Here is a 16,366-nt window from a genome sequence, read left to right on the forward strand (position 1 = left end):
TGGTAGTTCAGTTGGTTAGAATACCGGCCTGTCACGCCGGGGGTCGCGGGTTCGAGTCCCGTCCACTCCGCCACTTAATATCGACAACCTCGCTTATGCGAGGTTTTGTCAAATCTAGAATATGAAAATTCTATAGGGGTGTAGCTCCAATTGGCAGAGCAGCGGATTCCAAATCCGCGTGTTGGGAGTTCGAATCTCTCCACCCCTGCCACATATCAGGCTCTGACTTAGGTCAGAGCCTTTTTTGTATCTGGTTTCTTCTCATTATTACAGCTTATTTCTACTCTTATCCCGTAAGTATGGCTTTCTGCTGTACTTTGGCAGCATTTAATCTACTGAACGAACGAAACTACAGTTAGCTGTAATGATCAGTGGCCCGAAATTTTAATAATAAAGGGGAATCACTATTTATATTTAGTTACACTCAACCGATCTGGATTAATGAGTAACTATGTATGGATATATCTCGTCGACGCTTTCTTCAATCATCCTTAGCAATCTCCGCGCTTACCGTTCTACCTGCATGTTCTCTATCTAGGAGCACTAATAAGCAGGGACAATATATATACGATATCACTGCAGAACCTTCTACTGCAGAATTGGTCCCTGGGTTTAACACAGACGTACTCGCATTTAATGGTTCGATTCCAGCGCCTGTGATTCGTTGTCGCCAAGGCGAGAAAGTTATAATTCGGTTTACTAACAAGCTTTCAGAGCCGACTACAATCCACTGGCATGGCTTGCGAATCCCTATTGAAATGGATGGTGTCCCTTTCTTGAGCCAGCAGCCTATCATGCCAGGTGAAACATTCGTTTATGAATTTACACCACCAGATGCGGGCACATTTTGGTATCACCCACATATGAATAGTGTGAAGCAGCTTGGTATGGGCTTAGTCGGGCTAATTGTCGTTGAAGAGGCAGAGCCGGTTCAGTTTGATGAAGAGCATGAAGTCGTCCTCAAGCATTGGCATTTAGACAAACTAGGTCAGTGGAAGAACCTTATGGTGCCGCGCTTGAGCGCTCGTATGGGGACTCCCGGAGAGTGGAGTAGCGTCAATGGTGTGCATGAACCTGTTTATACGCTGAAGCAGAATGCCACTACGCGATTAAGAATTGCTAATGTCGATAATACCATTACTTACCCGATCGCTATTGAAGGTGCAGAGGCTTGGGTTATTGCTATTGATGGTAATCCTGTTAAAGCGCCTTATAAGCTCACTCAGCACAAAATTGGTCCGGGAATGAGGTTAGATATCGGATTGATTGCTCCGAAGGCTGGAACACGTGTTTATGTGCGTCAAATGAAAGGACGCTTCCCATTCCCTTTGTGCGAGTTTGACGTTGTTGAGTCTGACCTGTCGAACAACCAGAAACTGCCTTTATTACCTCTCAACCCTGTGCCAGCTCTCGATTTGAAAAATGCAGAGCAAATCGATTATGTGTTTGAGTGGGAGGGGGCGATCACTCCTGCTGATCAATCGGGCAAAGCGATCCCCCAATTCTGGCTGATGAACAAACGGGCTTGGGAGGGAATGAGCAAAGATAATATTCCAGCGCCGCTTTCAACATTGGAGATTGGAAAAACCTATATCTTCAACCTAAAGAACGTCACCCAATATCATCATCCTATTCATCTTCATGGACACACATTTACGGTTCTTGAGTTAGATGGCAAAAAACTCGACGAACCGTTTCATACCGATACGGTCTTACTTGGAAAAAACGGCAGTGCGAAAGCGGCATTTGTTGCAGATAACCCAGGGCGTTGGATGTACCATTGTCATGTAATTGAACATATGAAGACGGGTTTGATGGGGTACATTGAAGTAAAGTGACTCCTGTAACTTTTAAAATCTTGATAAGTTTTAAGCGCTATACTTTGCTGAATTCTAAGATTGTATAATCACTATTGCCGTAAATTTGATTACAATGTCGCCATTAACTTTTCTGGGGGAATTATGGGACAACTATCCGTTTTGGGTTTTATTGCATTGGGTGGTGCATTTGGTGCATGTTCTCGTTACTTAATTTCTGAACTTTGTGTCATTTTATTGGGGCGTGGTTTTCCATATGGTACGTTAACCGTTAACGTTGTTGGCTCATTTATGATGGGCTTATTGATAGCAGCTTTCGATAATGAACTTTTGGCAACGGAACCTTGGCGACAAGTGATTGGCTTGGGTTTTTTAGGGGCACTAACGACGTTTTCCACCTTCTCGATGGATAATGTGTTGCTTATGCAGCAGGGCGCTTTCTTTAAGATGGGGTTGAACGTATTGTTGAATGTAGTGTTAAGTATTTCAGCGGCGTGGATAGGCTTTCAATTATTGATGCGCAGCTAGCAAAGTAGTTAAAAATTGAACAGGTCGGCTTGGTTTCACCAAGCCGTTTTTATATACTGACATCACTTGTCGGAGTGCCATAAGGCTGAGACCGTTAATTCGGGATCCGTTGAACCTGATCAGATTAGAATCTGCGAAGGGAACAAGAGAAGATATTCACACCGGAGTTCTTTCTGGTTGACCTATCAAAAGTCGAATGTTGTTACAGGCAAATATCGTAAGCTTTAACTAGCCTTAATTTGACTCCTCTTGTCGCATCTATCCGCCAAGCATTTTTATCCAATTACTTTTTATCTAGTATAACAAAGCAAGGAAAAATGCTATGTCGAGTCGCAAACAAGCGAGACTGGAAGCAAAACAGTTCATTGATACACTCTCGGTACAACCGTACCCCAATTCAAGCAAAGTCTACGTAGAAGGCTCACGTCCAGATATTCGTGTGCCAATGCGTGAGATATCACTCGCTGATAGCCTTATTGGAGGCACAAAAGAAGCGCCTATATTCGAACCTAATGAGCCAGTACGCGTTTACGATACGTCGGGTGTATACACAGATCCAGAGCACACCATAGACCTCTATAGCGGCTTACCTAAGCTGAGAGAAGGGTGGATTGAAGAGCGTGCCGATACTGAGCTACTTGATGAAGTAAGCTCGGTATACACCAAAGAGCGCTTAGAAGATGAAACGCTAGACGATCTTCGTTACGGAAATCTACCACGTATTCGACGTGCCAAAGATGGCCATTGTGTGACTCAATTGCACTATGCTCGCAAAGGTATTATTACCCCAGAAATGGAATATATCGCGCTGCGTGAAAACATGGGGCGTGCCAAGTATCGCGATGAAGTGCTGAATCAACAGCATCCGGGTCAAAGCTTCGGAGCGAACCTACCAAAAGATATTACCGCCGAATTCGTGCGCAAAGAAGTCGCCGAAGGTCGCGCTATTATCCCTTCCAATATTAACCACCCAGAATCCGAACCAATGATCATTGGACGTAACTTTTTGGTCAAAGTGAACGCCAACATCGGTAACTCATCGGTCACTTCTTCGATTGAGGAAGAAGTAGAGAAGCTCGTTTGGGCGACACGTTGGGGTGGAGATACCGTTATGGATCTCTCTACTGGACGTAACATCCACGAAACTCGCGAGTGGATTCTACGTAACAGTCCGGTTCCGATCGGTACCGTACCAATGTATCAAGCGCTTGAGAAAGTGAATGGTGTTGCGGAAAACCTTAACTGGGAAGTGATGCGCGATACCCTGATTGAGCAAGCAGAGCAGGGCGTTGACTACTTTACTATCCATGCCGGTTTACTACTTCGTTATGTGCCAATGACTGCAAAACGCGTTACTGGCATCGTCTCTCGTGGTGGCTCTATCATCGCGAAATGGTGTTTAGCGCATCACCAAGAAAGCTTCTTATATACCCACTTCCGAGAGATCTGTGAAATCTGTGCTAAGTATGATGTCGCACTTTCTCTCGGTGATGGTCTGCGTCCTGGCTCGATGGCCGATGCTAACGACGAAGCGCAATTTGCAGAGCTTCGTACCCTTGGTGAGTTAACCAAGATTGCGTGGGAATACGACGTACAGGTGATTATTGAAGGCCCTGGTCATGTTCCAATGCATATGATCAAAGAGAACATGGAAGAGCAGTTAGAGCACTGTCATGAGGCTCCTTTCTATACCCTTGGTCCATTGACGACAGACGTCGCTCCTGGTTACGACCATATTACTTCAGGCATCGGCGCTGCCATGATTGGTTGGTATGGCTGTGCAATGCTTTGCTACGTAACTCCGAAAGAGCACCTCGGTTTACCAAACAAAGAAGACGTGAAAGTAGGCATGATCACTTACAAGCTTGCTGCGCACGCCGCTGATTTAGCGAAGGGACACCCTGGTGCACAAGTTCGTGATAACGCGCTTTCTAAAGCTCGCTTCGAGTTCCGTTGGGAAGACCAATTCAACTTGTCGCTCGACCCAGATACCGCGCGTGCTTTCCATGATGAAACCTTGCCTCAAGAGTCTGGAAAAGTCGCTCACTTCTGTTCGATGTGCGGACCAAAGTTCTGCTCGATGAAGATTTCGCAAGAGGTTCGAGAATATGCGAAAGACACTGAGCAAGTTGCTGCGGACCAAGCTATCTCGATCAAAATGCTGGATGATCCTCTTGAGGGGATGCGTCAGAAATCGCAAGAATTTAGAGAGTCAGGCTCCGAGCTATACCACCCAGCAGCACATGCCGAGGTAAGTGACTAATGAGCAAAATCCTTATTCCGTCATCATTGATTGAACTGACAGGTTTAGTTCAGCAATGTTTGTTGTTGGCGAAAGAACAGGGTTTTAGCATCGAAGACATTGAGTTGGGTGTGAGCCCAACTCAATCTATTCAGCTTGTTCGCGACCAACAGATTACACATATAACGACTGACCTTATTGGTGGACATAACTTTGAGCCTGAGTGTTCATTTACTCTCTATTACCGTTCTGCTTTGTCGGTAGAAGCGTGTGCTAAGCAACCGTCGAAAGCGATTTATATTGGCATTGCTGATACGCAGGTTTCCGATGAAAAGGAGAAAGTGCTTCAGCTTGATATCTGGCGTCACCCAATCAACGACGAAGTGAGAGCGCTTTCTGTTAAGTCCAAACTCAACGCAATGTTCGATCCCGAACATCACCTTGCTTGGACAGTAACGCTGACAGTACTCGATTTTCCTATCGAAGATGCGTTAACACTTGCTCGAGGAATGCTAACTCAACAAGCGAATGTTTCACGTGAAACACTGTTGAATGACAACCTTGACGAGGGAAGATCTACTCAGTGGGCTGATCAATTTGATGATTTCCCCATACCTGTACTGGAGGATAAGCGACTAGGTATTCAAGTTGGTTGGTCTGCACAAGGCGAGAGTGTTAGCTTTCCAACTCTAACTAAGCAAAGTCTAGGGCTCTATCCAGTCGTTGATGATGTTGCTTGGATTGAGCGTCTACTGCCACTAGGCATCAACACTATTCAACTGCGAATCAAGAACCCACAACAAGCCGATTTAGAACAACAGATCATTCGAGCAATTGAGCTAGGTCGTCAGTATCAAGCACAAGTGTTCATCAATGACTATTGGCAGTTGGCAATCAAGCATGGCGCTTATGGCGTTCACCTAGGACAAGAAGACATAGAAGAATCGAATTTGGCTCAGCTAACTAAAGCCGGCATTCGTCTTGGTCTTTCTACGCATGGTTATTACGAACTACTGCGCATCGTACAAATTCATCCTAGCTACATCGCACTAGGGCATATTTTCCCAACCACCACAAAACAGATGCCATCGAAACCACAAGGCTTGGTGCGCTTGGCACTGTATCAAAAGCTGATTGATAGCATTCCTTATACAAACACAGAGGCTGCTTTCCGTCCTTCAAAAGACAAAGCAGTTAGTGACAATGTGCTTGGCTTTCCGACGGTTGCGATTGGTGGTATTGACCAATCTAATGCAGCCCAAGTTTGGCAAACAGGTGTTTCTAGTTTGGCAGTTGTGCGAGCTCTTACGTTGGCAGAATCACCTCAATCGGTCATCGAGTTCTTCGCACAACTGATGAAGGAAAGACAGCTAACGTTTACTGATAAGAATATTGAGTTGGCGCATAGCAAGAGAGGTGAGCATGCTCACGGATAAGCAGTTCCTTCGCTATCAACGCCAAGTCGCTCTGCCTGAAATTGCTGAAAGTGGGCAAGAGTGCTTGAGCAAATCGCATGTGCTGATCATCGGTTGTGGTGGGTTAGGGAGCGCAGCGAGTTTGTACTTGGCATCAGCGGGTGTTGGTAAATTGGTTGTGGTCGATGACGATGAAGTTGATAGCAGTAACCTACAACGTCAGATCATTTATCGTGAGCAAGACATCCAAGTTGCGAAAACAAAAGCGACTGTAAAGCAACTCACTGAACTTAATTCTATGGTCCAAATTCGTGCTCTCAATAGGCGATTAGACAAAGCACAGCTGCAGCTTGAGGTGATGCTAGCGGATGTGGTGCTCGACTGCACCGATAACATGCCAACGCGCCAGCTCATTAACCAAGTTTGTTTCGAGCAAAATACACCGCTCATCTCGGCGGCGGCAATTGGTTGGCAAGGGCAATTCGCTGTCTTTGATTATCAAACACCAAGTGAACAAGAAGCGCAGAGTAAAGCCTGTTACCGCTGTTTGTATCCGTTTGACGAATTACCGCAAACGCAAAAGTGCAGTGAGAGCGGTGTCGTCGGTCCGGTGGTGGGCACACTTGGCAACTACCAAGCGATTGCGGCAATTCAAAAATTGGCGACGGGAAAGTTTCATGTCGAGACTGCCAAGTTGCATCTGTTTGATGGGTTGAAACTGCAATGGCAAACCATGGCGATAAGCAAAGATAAACAGTGCCAAGTGTGTGCTCAGATTTAGCTTGTGAGTAATGGGCAGAATTAAGAGAGTTGGAAGCAATGACGTTATCAGAACAACAAACAACACAAATGACCGCTGCTGACTTAGATGTGATCACTATTGTCATCAATGACCAGTCACATCAAGTTGCCAGTGAGTCGAATCTACAGCAAATCATTAGTCAATTTGCGCTGCCTGAAATGGGCTGTGTTTTTGCAATTAATAACAATGTTGTGCCACGCAGTGAGTGGGCTAGCACAGTTCTTTCACAGGGAGATAGCATCTCTTTGTTTCAAGCGATCGCAGGGGGTTAAAGTCGATGCTTAAAATTGGTGATAAACAATTCGAATCAAGACTGTTCACGGGAACAGGGAAATTTGCCAGCAGCCGATTAATGGCAGAAGCGATTCAAGTATCGGGTTCTCAACTTGCGACCATGGCGTTGAAGCGTGTGGATGTGAATGACCAACAAGACGATATTTTGCTGCCGCTAGTAAAAGCGGGGGTGAACTTATTGCCAAACACATCAGGAGCAAAGAATGCTAAAGATGCTGTGTTTGCTGCACAACTGGCGCGAGAAGCGTTGGGTACTAACTGGCTAAAACTGGAAATTCATCCAGACCCGAAGTACTTGATGCCCGATCCAATTGAGACACTTGCAGCCGCTGAACAGCTGGTTCGTGAAGGCTTCATTGTCCTTCCTTACTGTCATGCTGACCCGGTTCTGTGTAAACGATTGGAAGAGGTTGGCTGCGCTGCTGTCATGCCATTGGGTGCTCCGATTGGTTCCAACAAAGGGATAGTTTCTCACGATTTCCTAGAGATCATCATCGACCAAGCTAATGTTCCTGTCATTGTTGATGCGGGTATTGGTGCTCCTTCACATGCCGCGCGTGCGATGGAAATGGGCGCGGATGCCGTGCTAGTTAATACCGCGATTGCGACTTCGAGCGATCCCGTTGCGATGGCGAAAGCATTTAAGTTGGCGGTAGAGTCGGGGCGTATGGCTTATGAAGCCGGACTTGCAGGTAAGGTTTCTCATGCGGTTGCGTCGAGTCCACTGACGTCATTCCTAGATGAGCTTTAGTCCTAGATTGGTTTAGCTATTAAGCGAGGAAAACATGAGCTTCGTTGAACAATTTAAGCAGCTTAATTGGGATGACATTTCGATGTCTATCTATGCGAAAACGGCAAAAGACGTCGAGCGAGCATTGAATAAACCCAAGCGTGATTTGGAAGACTTTAAAGCGCTAATTTCACCAGCGGCTGAAGCGTACTTAGAGCAAATGGCGCAGCTGTCATATTCGGCAACTCGTAAGCGCTTTGGTAATACCATGTCGCTTTACATTCCATTGTACCTTTCTAACTTGTGTGCCAATGCTTGTACTTATTGTGGCTTCTCGATGGAGAATAGAATCAAGCGTCGTACTTTGAATAGGGACGAAGTGGCTGCAGAAGTTGAAGCCATTAAACGCATGAAGTTTGATAGCGTATTGCTGGTGACTGGCGAACATGAAACCAAAGTGGGGATGAAATACTTCCGCGACATGGTGCCGATGATTAAGCAACGTTTTAACTATTTAGCGATGGAAGTACAGCCACTTGATCAAGACGAATACGCTGAGCTCAAGACATTGGGTTTAGATGCGGTGATGGTCTATCAAGAAACGTATCATCCTTCGACTTACGCCGAGCACCATTTGCGTGGCAACAAGATGGATTTCGAATACCGATTGGATACACCCGATCGTCTTGCAAAAGCGGGTATTGATAAGATCGGTATCGGTGCTTTGATAGGGTTGGAAGAGTGGCGTACCGATTGCTTTTATGTGGCAGCGCACTTGGACTATCTAGAGCGCACGTATTGGCAGACTCGTTACTCGATTTCTTTCCCGCGTTTGCGTCCTTGTGAGGGTGCGCTCCAACCCAAATCAGTCATGACGGATAAGCAACTTGTTCAGCTGATTTGCGCTTATCGTTTGTTGAATCCAGAAGTGGAGTTGTCATTATCGACTCGTGAGTCACCGAAGTTTAGAGATAACGCATTGCCTTTAGGCATTACCAGTATGTCTGCTGCATCGAAAACTCAGCCGGGTGGTTATGCGATGGATGATGTTGAACTCGAGCAGTTTGAGATCAGTGATGAGCGAAGCGCAGGTTCTGTGGAAGATATGATTCGAGCCAAAGGGTTTGACCCTGTATGGCGAGATTGGCACTCGGCGTATTCTGGTTAAGTAGCAAAGAAAGCCACTGGTCATCGTTATGTTTCACGTGAAACATAGGCAAAAAAAGAGGGTTGATGCAAAACATCAACCCTCTACTTTTTTCTAGCTTCTAGCTTCTAGCTTCTAGCTTCTAGCTTCTAGCTATGTGCTACTGGTAGCGTTGCTTGACGAAGCCACTCTTTCACATCACCTTCAACAAGTGGGCTGATCTCATCCCATACCTTCTGATGGTAATCATTCAGCCAAGCAAGTTCTGGACGAGTTAGCATATCAACGTTGATATTTCGCTTGTCGATTGGACAGCGTGTTAGCGACTCAAATGACAGAACAGGGAAGTCACCGTTTGTTGCGGTTTCAACAACAAGCTCTAAGTTTTCAATACGAATACCAAACGCATCTGCACGGTAGTAGCCTGGTTCGTTGGATAGCACCATACCTTCTGTTAGAGGCACGTCGATTTGCTTCTTCGAAATGCTTGCTGGACCTTCATGAACACTTAGGAAGTGACCAACACCGTGACCAGTACCGTGATCGTAATCGTAGCCTTCCGCCCATAGGTGCTGACGAGCTAGCGTATCGATTTGGTAACCACGTGTGCCTTTCGGGAAACGTGCACGAGCAACACCGATGTGACCTTTTAGCGCAAGAGTGAACTGTTTAATCATCTCTTGTGAAGGCTGACCGATCGCAATGGTACGCGTGATGTCTGTCGTGCCATCTAGGTACTGACCGCCTGAATCCACTAGGTAAAGTGTGTTCAGTTCTAGCTTGCCAGGTTCAGGTTGGTTCTCGTGATTATAGTGACACATCGCCGCGTTGCCACCTGCTGCCGAGATAGTATCGAAGCTAAGATCCATAAGTGTCGGGTCTTCGCTACGGAACGCTTCCAGTTTGTCTGCCATCGTCGCTTCATCATGCAGGTTACCAGCAGCGACTTCAGCATCTAACCAAGACAGGAACTTACTCATCGCTACGCCATCGCGGATATGACATGCTTTCATGCCTGCGATTTCAACTGCGTTCTTTGCTGCTTTTGGCATTAGGCATGGATCAGCTTTACTCACCACAGATGCGCCTGCGTTTTGAAGCACCAGCTTAAACCACGCGTTACTTGTCGCAGGGTCAACCAGTACATTCTTGCCAGTTAGGTTTTCTAGTCGTGCTTGCAATGCTTCTGGGTGATGAACCGTCACGCCGGCACCAACATGAGCGTCAAACTCAGCAGGTAGGCGAGCAGGATCTAGGAAGTATTCCACGCTTGAGTCTGAGTGCAGAATCGCGTGAGAAAGCAGAACTGGTAAACGTGATACATCAAGACCACGAACGTTGAGTAACCAACAGATAGAATCAAGTGCTGTGATCACTGCGCTGTCTGCACCGGCTTTTTTCACGAGCTCTGCGATTTCTTGGCGTTTGCTTTCACTTGACTGACCAACTGCTTCTGTTGCCATTAGGCGAACATCAGAAACCACAGGAGCAGGGCGGTCGTGCCACAGTTCATCAATTGGGTTGCTATCGAGAATCTTAAGCTCAAGTGCGCCAGCAAGTTTTGCTTGTGCCATGTCTAGCCAAGCAGCGTTGTGCATGCGAGGGTCGATTGCCACAGACGCGCCATTTGCAAGATGGTCTTTAATCCAATCTAGTGCAGGCTCTTCAATCAAGTGACGGTATTCGAATAGATCAGCAGGAACCTGCTTTGTTACTTGTACTGTGTAGCGACCATCAACAAAGATAGCGGCTTTGTCTTTGGTGATTACCGCAGCACCAGCAGAACCAGTAAAGCCAGTTAGCCAATGTAAACGCTCGTTGTGCGCTGGTACGTATTCACCCAAGTACTCGTCTTCATGAGGGACAAGTAGGGCATCAATATTATGTTGTGCTAGCCATTCGCGAATTGCATTCACGCGGCTTTGGGTATCGTTGTGCATCTGTGTTATTCCTTCAAATTACCGCTCCTTCATGCTCAGGTGTGGGAGCTGTTTCCATCTGCTTCATGCAGTTTACGATTCCATTGAGGTTCGCAATCACTTCAATAGAGTCGGAGTACAACTAGGCCATAGATGAGCCAAAAAGGACTACGACAGTTAAGCTACTCATTTTAGCCGCTAAGCGCAAATTGAGTGCGGTGTTTTTATCTAAGGTGATCGGTTTTTTGTGTGATCATCGTACGTAGCCAGCCTAATGCAGGGTCGTTTTCTCTATCTCGGTGCCAGAATAAAGTGTAAGCCATAGGTGGGAATTCTAACGGTAGTGGCAGCACGACCAAATCAAGCTGTTTGGCCGCAAGTTGCACAAAATGACTTGGCGCAGTAAAGATAAAGTCGGTGTATGAACATAAACTTGCGGCACTGTTAAAGTCGGGCACAGTGACGGCAATATCGCGGTCGGCGCCAATATCTGCAAGGCGATAATCTAGCAACCAACGGTCGTTGCCATCACAACGCACCTGTACATGGCGTAGGGCGAGATAGGCTTCCAGATTCCAAGGTTGTTTTAGCGCAGGGTGGTTTTTGCGAATAATGCACATTTGGTAATCACGATAAATTTCCAACTCGCAAATGTCATCGGGTGGTTGAAGAGTCAGCTTGGCATCGTTTATATCGATATCTTTTCCAGTTAAGCCTAAATCCAGTTCGCCGCGTTGAAGCATTTTAAATGTATTATCCGACCACGGGTGTGTGCTAATTGTCACGCCAGGTGCTTGTTGAAAAATCGCCGGTAAGAAATGGGGTAGAATGAGAGGGTAGACACTCTCTACCGCTGCTATTTGAAAACGGTATTCACTGCTTTGCGGAGAAAACTCTTCGGGTTGAGTCAGCACTTCTAACTGATTTATCAACAGATCCAGTTTCGGTTTAAGAAACAATGCGCGCGGCGTAGGTGTTAATCCATGTGAGTTTCGAGTGAAAAGAGGGTCATCAAATTGAATGCGCAGTTTAGCCAGTGATTTACTTACGGCGGATTGGCTTAAGCACAATCGGTGGGCCGCACGAGTAACGTTTAACTCTTCAATCAGCACTTTAAAGCAGACCAATAGATTTAAATCGATACGAGCCAGTTTTTCGACGTTCACAGTGAATTTCCTCTGAGGAATAATGCTCATGATTATACATCATTTCCATTCATATCATCAGATGATTAAGCTTTACCCAAAGTTCTTTATCCAATTCGGAGTGTTGTGTGTCTAGCCAGTTTTCTAATAGTAAAAAACAGATGGCGTTATTGACCCTTTTGGTTCTTTTCAGTCCTTTAGCGATTGATATTTATCTACCTGCTTTACCTCTTATTGCTTCCACTTTTCAGGTCGATAATGCGCTAGCACAAGACACGATCACTTGGTTCTTATTTGCTATGGGTGTTGGTCAGCTATTCGCAGGTCCCCTAGCAGATAAACTCGGACGTCGAACTGTTGCATTGGGCGGTATCACCATTTACGCGATGAGCGCTTTATTGGCGTGGAGTGCTCAAAATATTGAGTGGATGTTGGTTTCCCGACTGCTACAAGGCTTAGGTGCGTGTGCGACATCGGTAGCAGCCTTTGCAACAGTTCGCGATATCTTTGGCCCGGAAAAAAGCGGCAAAATGATCAGCTACCTTAACGGTGCGATTTGTTTCATTCCGGCTTTAGCTCCAATTCTAGGTAGCTGGTTAACTCAGCAATTTGACTGGCGTGCTAACTTTAGCTTTATGGCGGGTTTTGCTGTGGTGTCTGGATCATTGATGTTTTTCATGATGAAAGAGACTAACCCGTCAACAGAAAAGCAAGCCGTGTTTAAGCTTAGTCGGTATTGGGCAGTGCTTAGCACACCATCTTTTGTTTTCCATGCGTCATTATGCTTGATGGCGATGGCGGTTATTCTTGCTTACGTTACCTCAGCACCGTCGGTATTGATGACGGGGATGGGGCTGTCGATGAATGAATTCACTTTCTGGTTTGGTGTAAATGCGGTGATAAACATTGCGGCATGTATGCTGGCGCCTAAGTTTATGGAGCGCGTTGGAACTCACAACACCTTGGTCACCGGGATCTCAACTCTGGGTCTCGCAGGTGTGATCATGCTAGTGATGAATGGTCAGAATACCGCGCTTTCTTTCATGTTACCTATCTTTATGTCTTCTGTAGGTTTTGCATTCATTCTGGGTGCAGCGGCAGGGAAAGCGTTAGAACCGTTTGGTGATAAGGCGGGCACGGCAGCTGCACTGCTTGGATTGTTCCAAATGAGTGGCTCTGGTTTGTTGGTGGGTACACTGCAACGCTTATCTCTGGATCCACAAACCTTGATCGCAATTCATATGTGGGTCCTATTACCTGCGTTGGTCGTTCTGTTTACAAAAGCAGGGAAGAACTGGCACTCGAGCTTTGCGAAAGCGTAAATCAGTGTAATTTAGTATTTTCCAATGTAAGTAAGGCGTGTATATTTGTCACTCAGACTTTTCCTGACACCATAACGGAACTCAAAAAGTAATGTCGTTAACCACGTATGAAATGGCTCGTATTCTAGAGCAAATGGAAGATTCACCAGAAAAGGTGATGTTTGGCAAGTTGCTTAATGAGCTGGGTAATCAAAGCTCCGAGCGTATTCGTAGTGCGGCGAAACAAGTACCTCTGCCAATTTTGCGTGATATCGTGTACCAATTTCAGCAAGTGATTGAGTCACGCAAAGATGAACAAGTCGAGCAGATGGCAAAAGACCTCGCTCAGCAAGGTATCTCAGCAGAAGAGCTACTGGCTTACTTGAATAAATAATAAAAAATCCCCGCATGATGCGGGGATTTTTTTAGCTCGTCATTTTCTTTTTCAGGATGTGGTCCAAAGACAGCGGTCCTGGCCCCCATACGATTACGATAAGAATCATCAATCCCCAAAGTTGGTGGTCATAAAAACCTTTCTCCCACAACAGTGGGTAAGAGATCACTGCGATGATGTTGAACACAAACAGCATTGCTGCCATCGGGCGGGTAATCAATCCCAGTGCCAAGAACACCGGTAGAACCAACTCCGCAGCCGTACCTAAATAAGCCGCCAATTCCCATGGCAAGATTGGCACTTGGTATTCCAGCTCAAATAAGTACAGCGTGCTATCCCAAGATGAGATTTTGATTAGTCCTGAATTGAAGAACACCCAGGCTACCCACAAGCGACAAAAGAGAAGTAGTAAAGGGACAAAGCCAGCTTGTAGGGTACTGATTAAATCGTCGTACCGATTCACTAAGTTTTTAACCGTATCCGTCATAGAGTGCTCCTTAGATTGATTGCAATGTAAAGCCGTCAACAATATCGAGTGCCATGATGCGATTGAGATGAGCGAGTAAAACTTCAGGTATTTCGCTCAAACTCTGCTTCTGCTCTAAACATTGCAGCAGTTGGAACACATCGGCATCGAGTGCGTGACACAAGGCTTCTCCATTGGCTTGAATCGAGATGACACCTTGCTGTAATTGGTTGATATTAAGTTGTTCGAATTGCCCAGTTTGAATCGCACTAAATAGATCGAATACTGCGTAATTGGAGTCAAAGCTGCGGCAGCCCTTTTTAAGGTGTAAGACTAAAGCGGGTTGTTGCTCTTCACTCACTTCGCCAAGTAACGCAAGCGGTTTTAATTCCGCTGCATTGGATTGCTCATACTGTGCTTGACGAGCTAGGTCGATATGCCACTCGAAGCGTGCGACTTCAGGGCTGTAAGGTGCTTGTGCGATCACCTGACTAAACTGCATGATGGTGTCTTGAAAGCCTTCGCCATAATGCACCACATTTCCTTCTTTTAATGGGTAAGAAAGAACATGCTGGCGAGCTATCTGTTCAAAGCATTCTTCACCAAGCAGCGCTTCAACCATCGGGTAGGTCGCGGACAACACTTCGCTTAAGCTGACGATAAAGTTATTGCGGTAAATTTGTATGCGTTCATCAGCGGTAAACTCATCACTGGCAATATCGCAGTCTTCACCGAGCGCTTGATAGTGCAGGGCTTTAGCAAACTGGCTTTGTAAGGTGGCTAGATTCATGATGCCTTCCTGGGTTCGCTTTGTTCACTTGGAAGTGTGCCTTGCAACAGCAGTTGCGATGCTTTCTGCGCTTCTCCTAATAAGACTTCTGGCGCGGGGATATCCAAATCCCATTCAATCAACGTATGACGTGGACCGTGTTTTTTTGTCCACTGCGCGAACAGTTGCCAAACTTCATCACTAACTGGGCGGCTATGGGTATCAATCCATATCTCACCTTTGTCGAGTTGTTTTATGGTAAAACCTGCCAAGTGAATCTCATCCACTTTGTCGGCTGGAATCGCATCTAGGTATGTGTCGCAATCAAAACCGTGGTTGAACGCCGAAACATAAACATTGTTTAGATCGAGCAATAAACGACAGTCAGTGCGCTTTTGCACTTCGGTAAGAAACTCCCATTCGCTGATGGTCGAATGTTGAAACTTCACATAACTAGATGGGTTCTCTATCAAGATCTCGCGTTGCAAATATTCCTGCACTTCATTCACGTTACGAGTGAACACGTTGAGCGCTTCTTCCGTATACGGAAGTGGAAGCAGGTCATTAAAGTAGTGACCGCCGTTTTCACTCCAACTTAAATGGTCAGAAACAAGAATTGGGTCGATTGAGTCAATCAGTGATTTAAGTTGCGCAAGATGCTTTTGACTAACACGTTCCACCGAACCTAGCGACAAACCAATACCGTGGCAGCTAATTTGATATTGCTCGCGAAGCGTTTGTAGCTGATGGCGCTCTGTTGCATTGGGTTGGAAATAGTTTTCACTGTGGATTTCTAACCAAGACAACTCAGGCTGGGATTGGCTAAAGTAATCGAGGTGAGGGGTTCTTAATCCAACTCCAACAAGGTCGTGGAAGGTGTGGTGTTTCACGTGAAACTCCTTTTCAAATCGTGCGGGAAGAGAAGGATGCGTCTTGGCTTTGCGTTGGTTGAGCGTCAACGCATCCTCACAATAGCTAGCGATAAAAGATTATGAAGAAGAAGTGCTACCGCCAGCGAGTTTGTCACAAAGACCTTTTGGTACGACTACGAATGCGTCTTTTTGGTTATCTTCTTTAGAAGTACCAGCGCATGAGCTGCTTTTTGTTGCACAGTCGTTTTTACCTGCTTTAGAAACGCCATAGCACTTTTCTTTTTCAGCAGCGACAGCTGGAGCTGCAGTTAGCATTGTGCCACCAAGAGCTAGAAGACCAGTAACAGCAGCAGTAACAGCTAGATTCGACTTTTTCATAATAAATTCCTCTGAATGATTTCCTTTACTTTAAGTTGGCAAGATGAATCGCCTGTTTTGGCGTTTTTGTTATCAACTTGCTTAACTTAAAAGATAGGAAACTGGCTAAAAAACTTTCAGAAAAATTTCTGAAGTAAATGGGTTTGT

General features: G+C 45.9%; 16 protein-coding genes, 1 tRNA gene and 1 riboswitch. Of the genes, 11 read left to right on the plus strand and 6 right to left on the minus strand.

Translation table 11 applies throughout. From position 1 onward, the window contains the following. Nucleotides 1-134 precede the first annotated feature (134 nt). The 9 genes from R7E00_RS20810 to thiH all read left to right on the plus strand — a co-directional run bounded on the left by R7E00_RS20810 (nucleotide 135) and on the right by thiH (nucleotide 8,996). Nucleotides 135-211: transfer RNA gene (locus tag R7E00_RS20810), tRNA-Trp, on the plus strand. Between the two features lie 244 nt (nucleotides 212-455). Beyond that, nucleotides 456-1,838: a multicopper oxidase family protein gene (locus R7E00_RS20815; RefSeq protein ID WP_213880926.1), complete on the plus strand. Its 1,383-nt coding sequence runs from the start codon at nucleotides 456-458 to the stop codon at nucleotides 1,836-1,838. Nucleotides 1,839-1,961: 123 nt separating this feature from the next. Then, nucleotides 1,962-2,345, plus strand: a complete 384-nt coding sequence (gene crcB / locus R7E00_RS20820) for a fluoride efflux transporter CrcB (protein WP_005378811.1) — start codon at nucleotides 1,962-1,964, stop codon at nucleotides 2,343-2,345. Nucleotides 2,346-2,405: 60 nt separating this feature from the next. Then, nucleotides 2,406-2,504: riboswitch (TPP riboswitch) on the plus strand. A 163-nt stretch (nucleotides 2,505-2,667) separates the two neighbouring features. Further along, nucleotides 2,668-4,608, plus strand: coding sequence for a phosphomethylpyrimidine synthase ThiC (thiC, locus tag R7E00_RS20825; RefSeq protein ID WP_213906391.1), 1,941 nt, complete (start codon nucleotides 2,668-2,670; stop codon nucleotides 4,606-4,608). After that, nucleotides 4,608-6,023 (plus strand): thiamine phosphate synthase, encoded by a 1,416-nt coding sequence (locus R7E00_RS20830; protein WP_132937343.1) that lies wholly within the window; start codon nucleotides 4,608-4,610, stop codon nucleotides 6,021-6,023. The genes thiC and R7E00_RS20830 overlap by 1 nt, the downstream gene beginning before the upstream one ends. Next, nucleotides 6,010-6,783 carry a HesA/MoeB/ThiF family protein gene (locus tag R7E00_RS20835; RefSeq protein ID WP_064368864.1) on the plus strand — a complete coding sequence of 258 codons (774 nt, stop codon included), beginning with the start codon at nucleotides 6,010-6,012 and terminating at the stop codon, nucleotides 6,781-6,783. Before R7E00_RS20830 ends, R7E00_RS20835 begins: the two co-directional genes overlap by 14 nt. A 38-nt stretch (nucleotides 6,784-6,821) precedes the next feature. Then, on the plus strand, nucleotides 6,822-7,076 hold the full coding sequence (gene thiS, locus R7E00_RS20840) for a sulfur carrier protein ThiS (RefSeq protein ID WP_005378804.1): 255 nt from the start codon (nucleotides 6,822-6,824) through the stop codon (nucleotides 7,074-7,076). A 5-nt stretch (nucleotides 7,077-7,081) separates the two neighbouring features. Beyond that, nucleotides 7,082-7,849 (plus strand): thiazole synthase, encoded by a 768-nt coding sequence (locus R7E00_RS20845; protein ID WP_213880928.1) that lies wholly within the window; start codon nucleotides 7,082-7,084, stop codon nucleotides 7,847-7,849. A 34-nt stretch (nucleotides 7,850-7,883) separates the two neighbouring features. Beyond that, nucleotides 7,884-8,996, plus strand: a complete 1,113-nt coding sequence (thiH, locus tag R7E00_RS20850; protein ID WP_213906392.1) for a 2-iminoacetate synthase ThiH — start codon at nucleotides 7,884-7,886, stop codon at nucleotides 8,994-8,996. Between the two features lie 128 nt (nucleotides 8,997-9,124). Here the strand turns inward: thiH and R7E00_RS20855 are convergent, their stop codons facing one another. Continuing rightward, nucleotides 9,125-10,915, minus strand: coding sequence for an aminopeptidase P family protein (locus R7E00_RS20855; RefSeq protein ID WP_213906393.1), 1,791 nt, complete (start codon nucleotides 10,913-10,915; stop codon nucleotides 9,125-9,127). Nucleotides 10,916-11,118: 203 nt separating this feature from the next. Then, entirely contained in the window at nucleotides 11,119-12,060 is a 942-nt protein-coding gene (locus R7E00_RS20860; RefSeq protein ID WP_005378791.1) for a LysR family transcriptional regulator, read from the minus strand. Nucleotides 12,061-12,167: 107 nt separating this feature from the next. Here R7E00_RS20860 and R7E00_RS20865 point away from each other — a divergent pair, with 107 nt between their 5' ends. Both R7E00_RS20865 and R7E00_RS20870 read left to right on the plus strand, forming a co-directional pair. Further along, a complete protein-coding gene (locus tag R7E00_RS20865) occupies nucleotides 12,168-13,361 on the plus strand; it encodes a multidrug effflux MFS transporter (RefSeq protein WP_005382927.1) in 1,194 nt (397 codons plus the stop codon). 91 nt (nucleotides 13,362-13,452) lie between these two features. Then, nucleotides 13,453-13,734 carry a hypothetical protein gene (locus tag R7E00_RS20870; RefSeq protein ID WP_005378786.1) on the plus strand — a complete coding sequence of 94 codons (282 nt, stop codon included), beginning with the start codon at nucleotides 13,453-13,455 and terminating at the stop codon, nucleotides 13,732-13,734. A gap of 31 nt (nucleotides 13,735-13,765) precedes the next feature. Here the strand turns inward: R7E00_RS20870 and R7E00_RS20875 are convergent, their stop codons facing one another. The 4 genes from R7E00_RS20875 to R7E00_RS20890 form a co-directional block, all read right to left on the minus strand. Next, entirely contained in the window at nucleotides 13,766-14,221 is a 456-nt protein-coding gene (locus R7E00_RS20875; protein WP_005378784.1) for a DoxX family protein, read from the minus strand. Between the two features lie 10 nt (nucleotides 14,222-14,231). Beyond that, entirely contained in the window at nucleotides 14,232-14,990 is a 759-nt protein-coding gene (locus R7E00_RS20880) for a DNA-binding domain-containing protein (RefSeq protein ID WP_005378782.1), read from the minus strand. Then, nucleotides 14,987-15,859 carry a DUF692 domain-containing protein gene (locus R7E00_RS20885; RefSeq protein ID WP_005378781.1) on the minus strand — a complete coding sequence of 291 codons (873 nt, stop codon included), beginning with the start codon at nucleotides 15,857-15,859 and terminating at the stop codon, nucleotides 14,987-14,989. Before R7E00_RS20885 ends, R7E00_RS20880 begins: the two co-directional genes overlap by 4 nt. 99 nt (nucleotides 15,860-15,958) lie before the next feature. After that, nucleotides 15,959-16,219, minus strand: a complete 261-nt coding sequence (locus R7E00_RS20890) for a DUF2282 domain-containing protein (RefSeq protein ID WP_005378779.1) — start codon at nucleotides 16,217-16,219, stop codon at nucleotides 15,959-15,961. Nucleotides 16,220-16,366: the final 147 nt, after the last annotated feature.

The sequence above is a fragment of the Vibrio sp. Vb1755 genome (assembly GCF_033338635.1).
GTDB classification, from domain to species: Bacteria; Pseudomonadota; Gammaproteobacteria; order Enterobacterales; family Vibrionaceae; genus Vibrio; species Vibrio alginolyticus.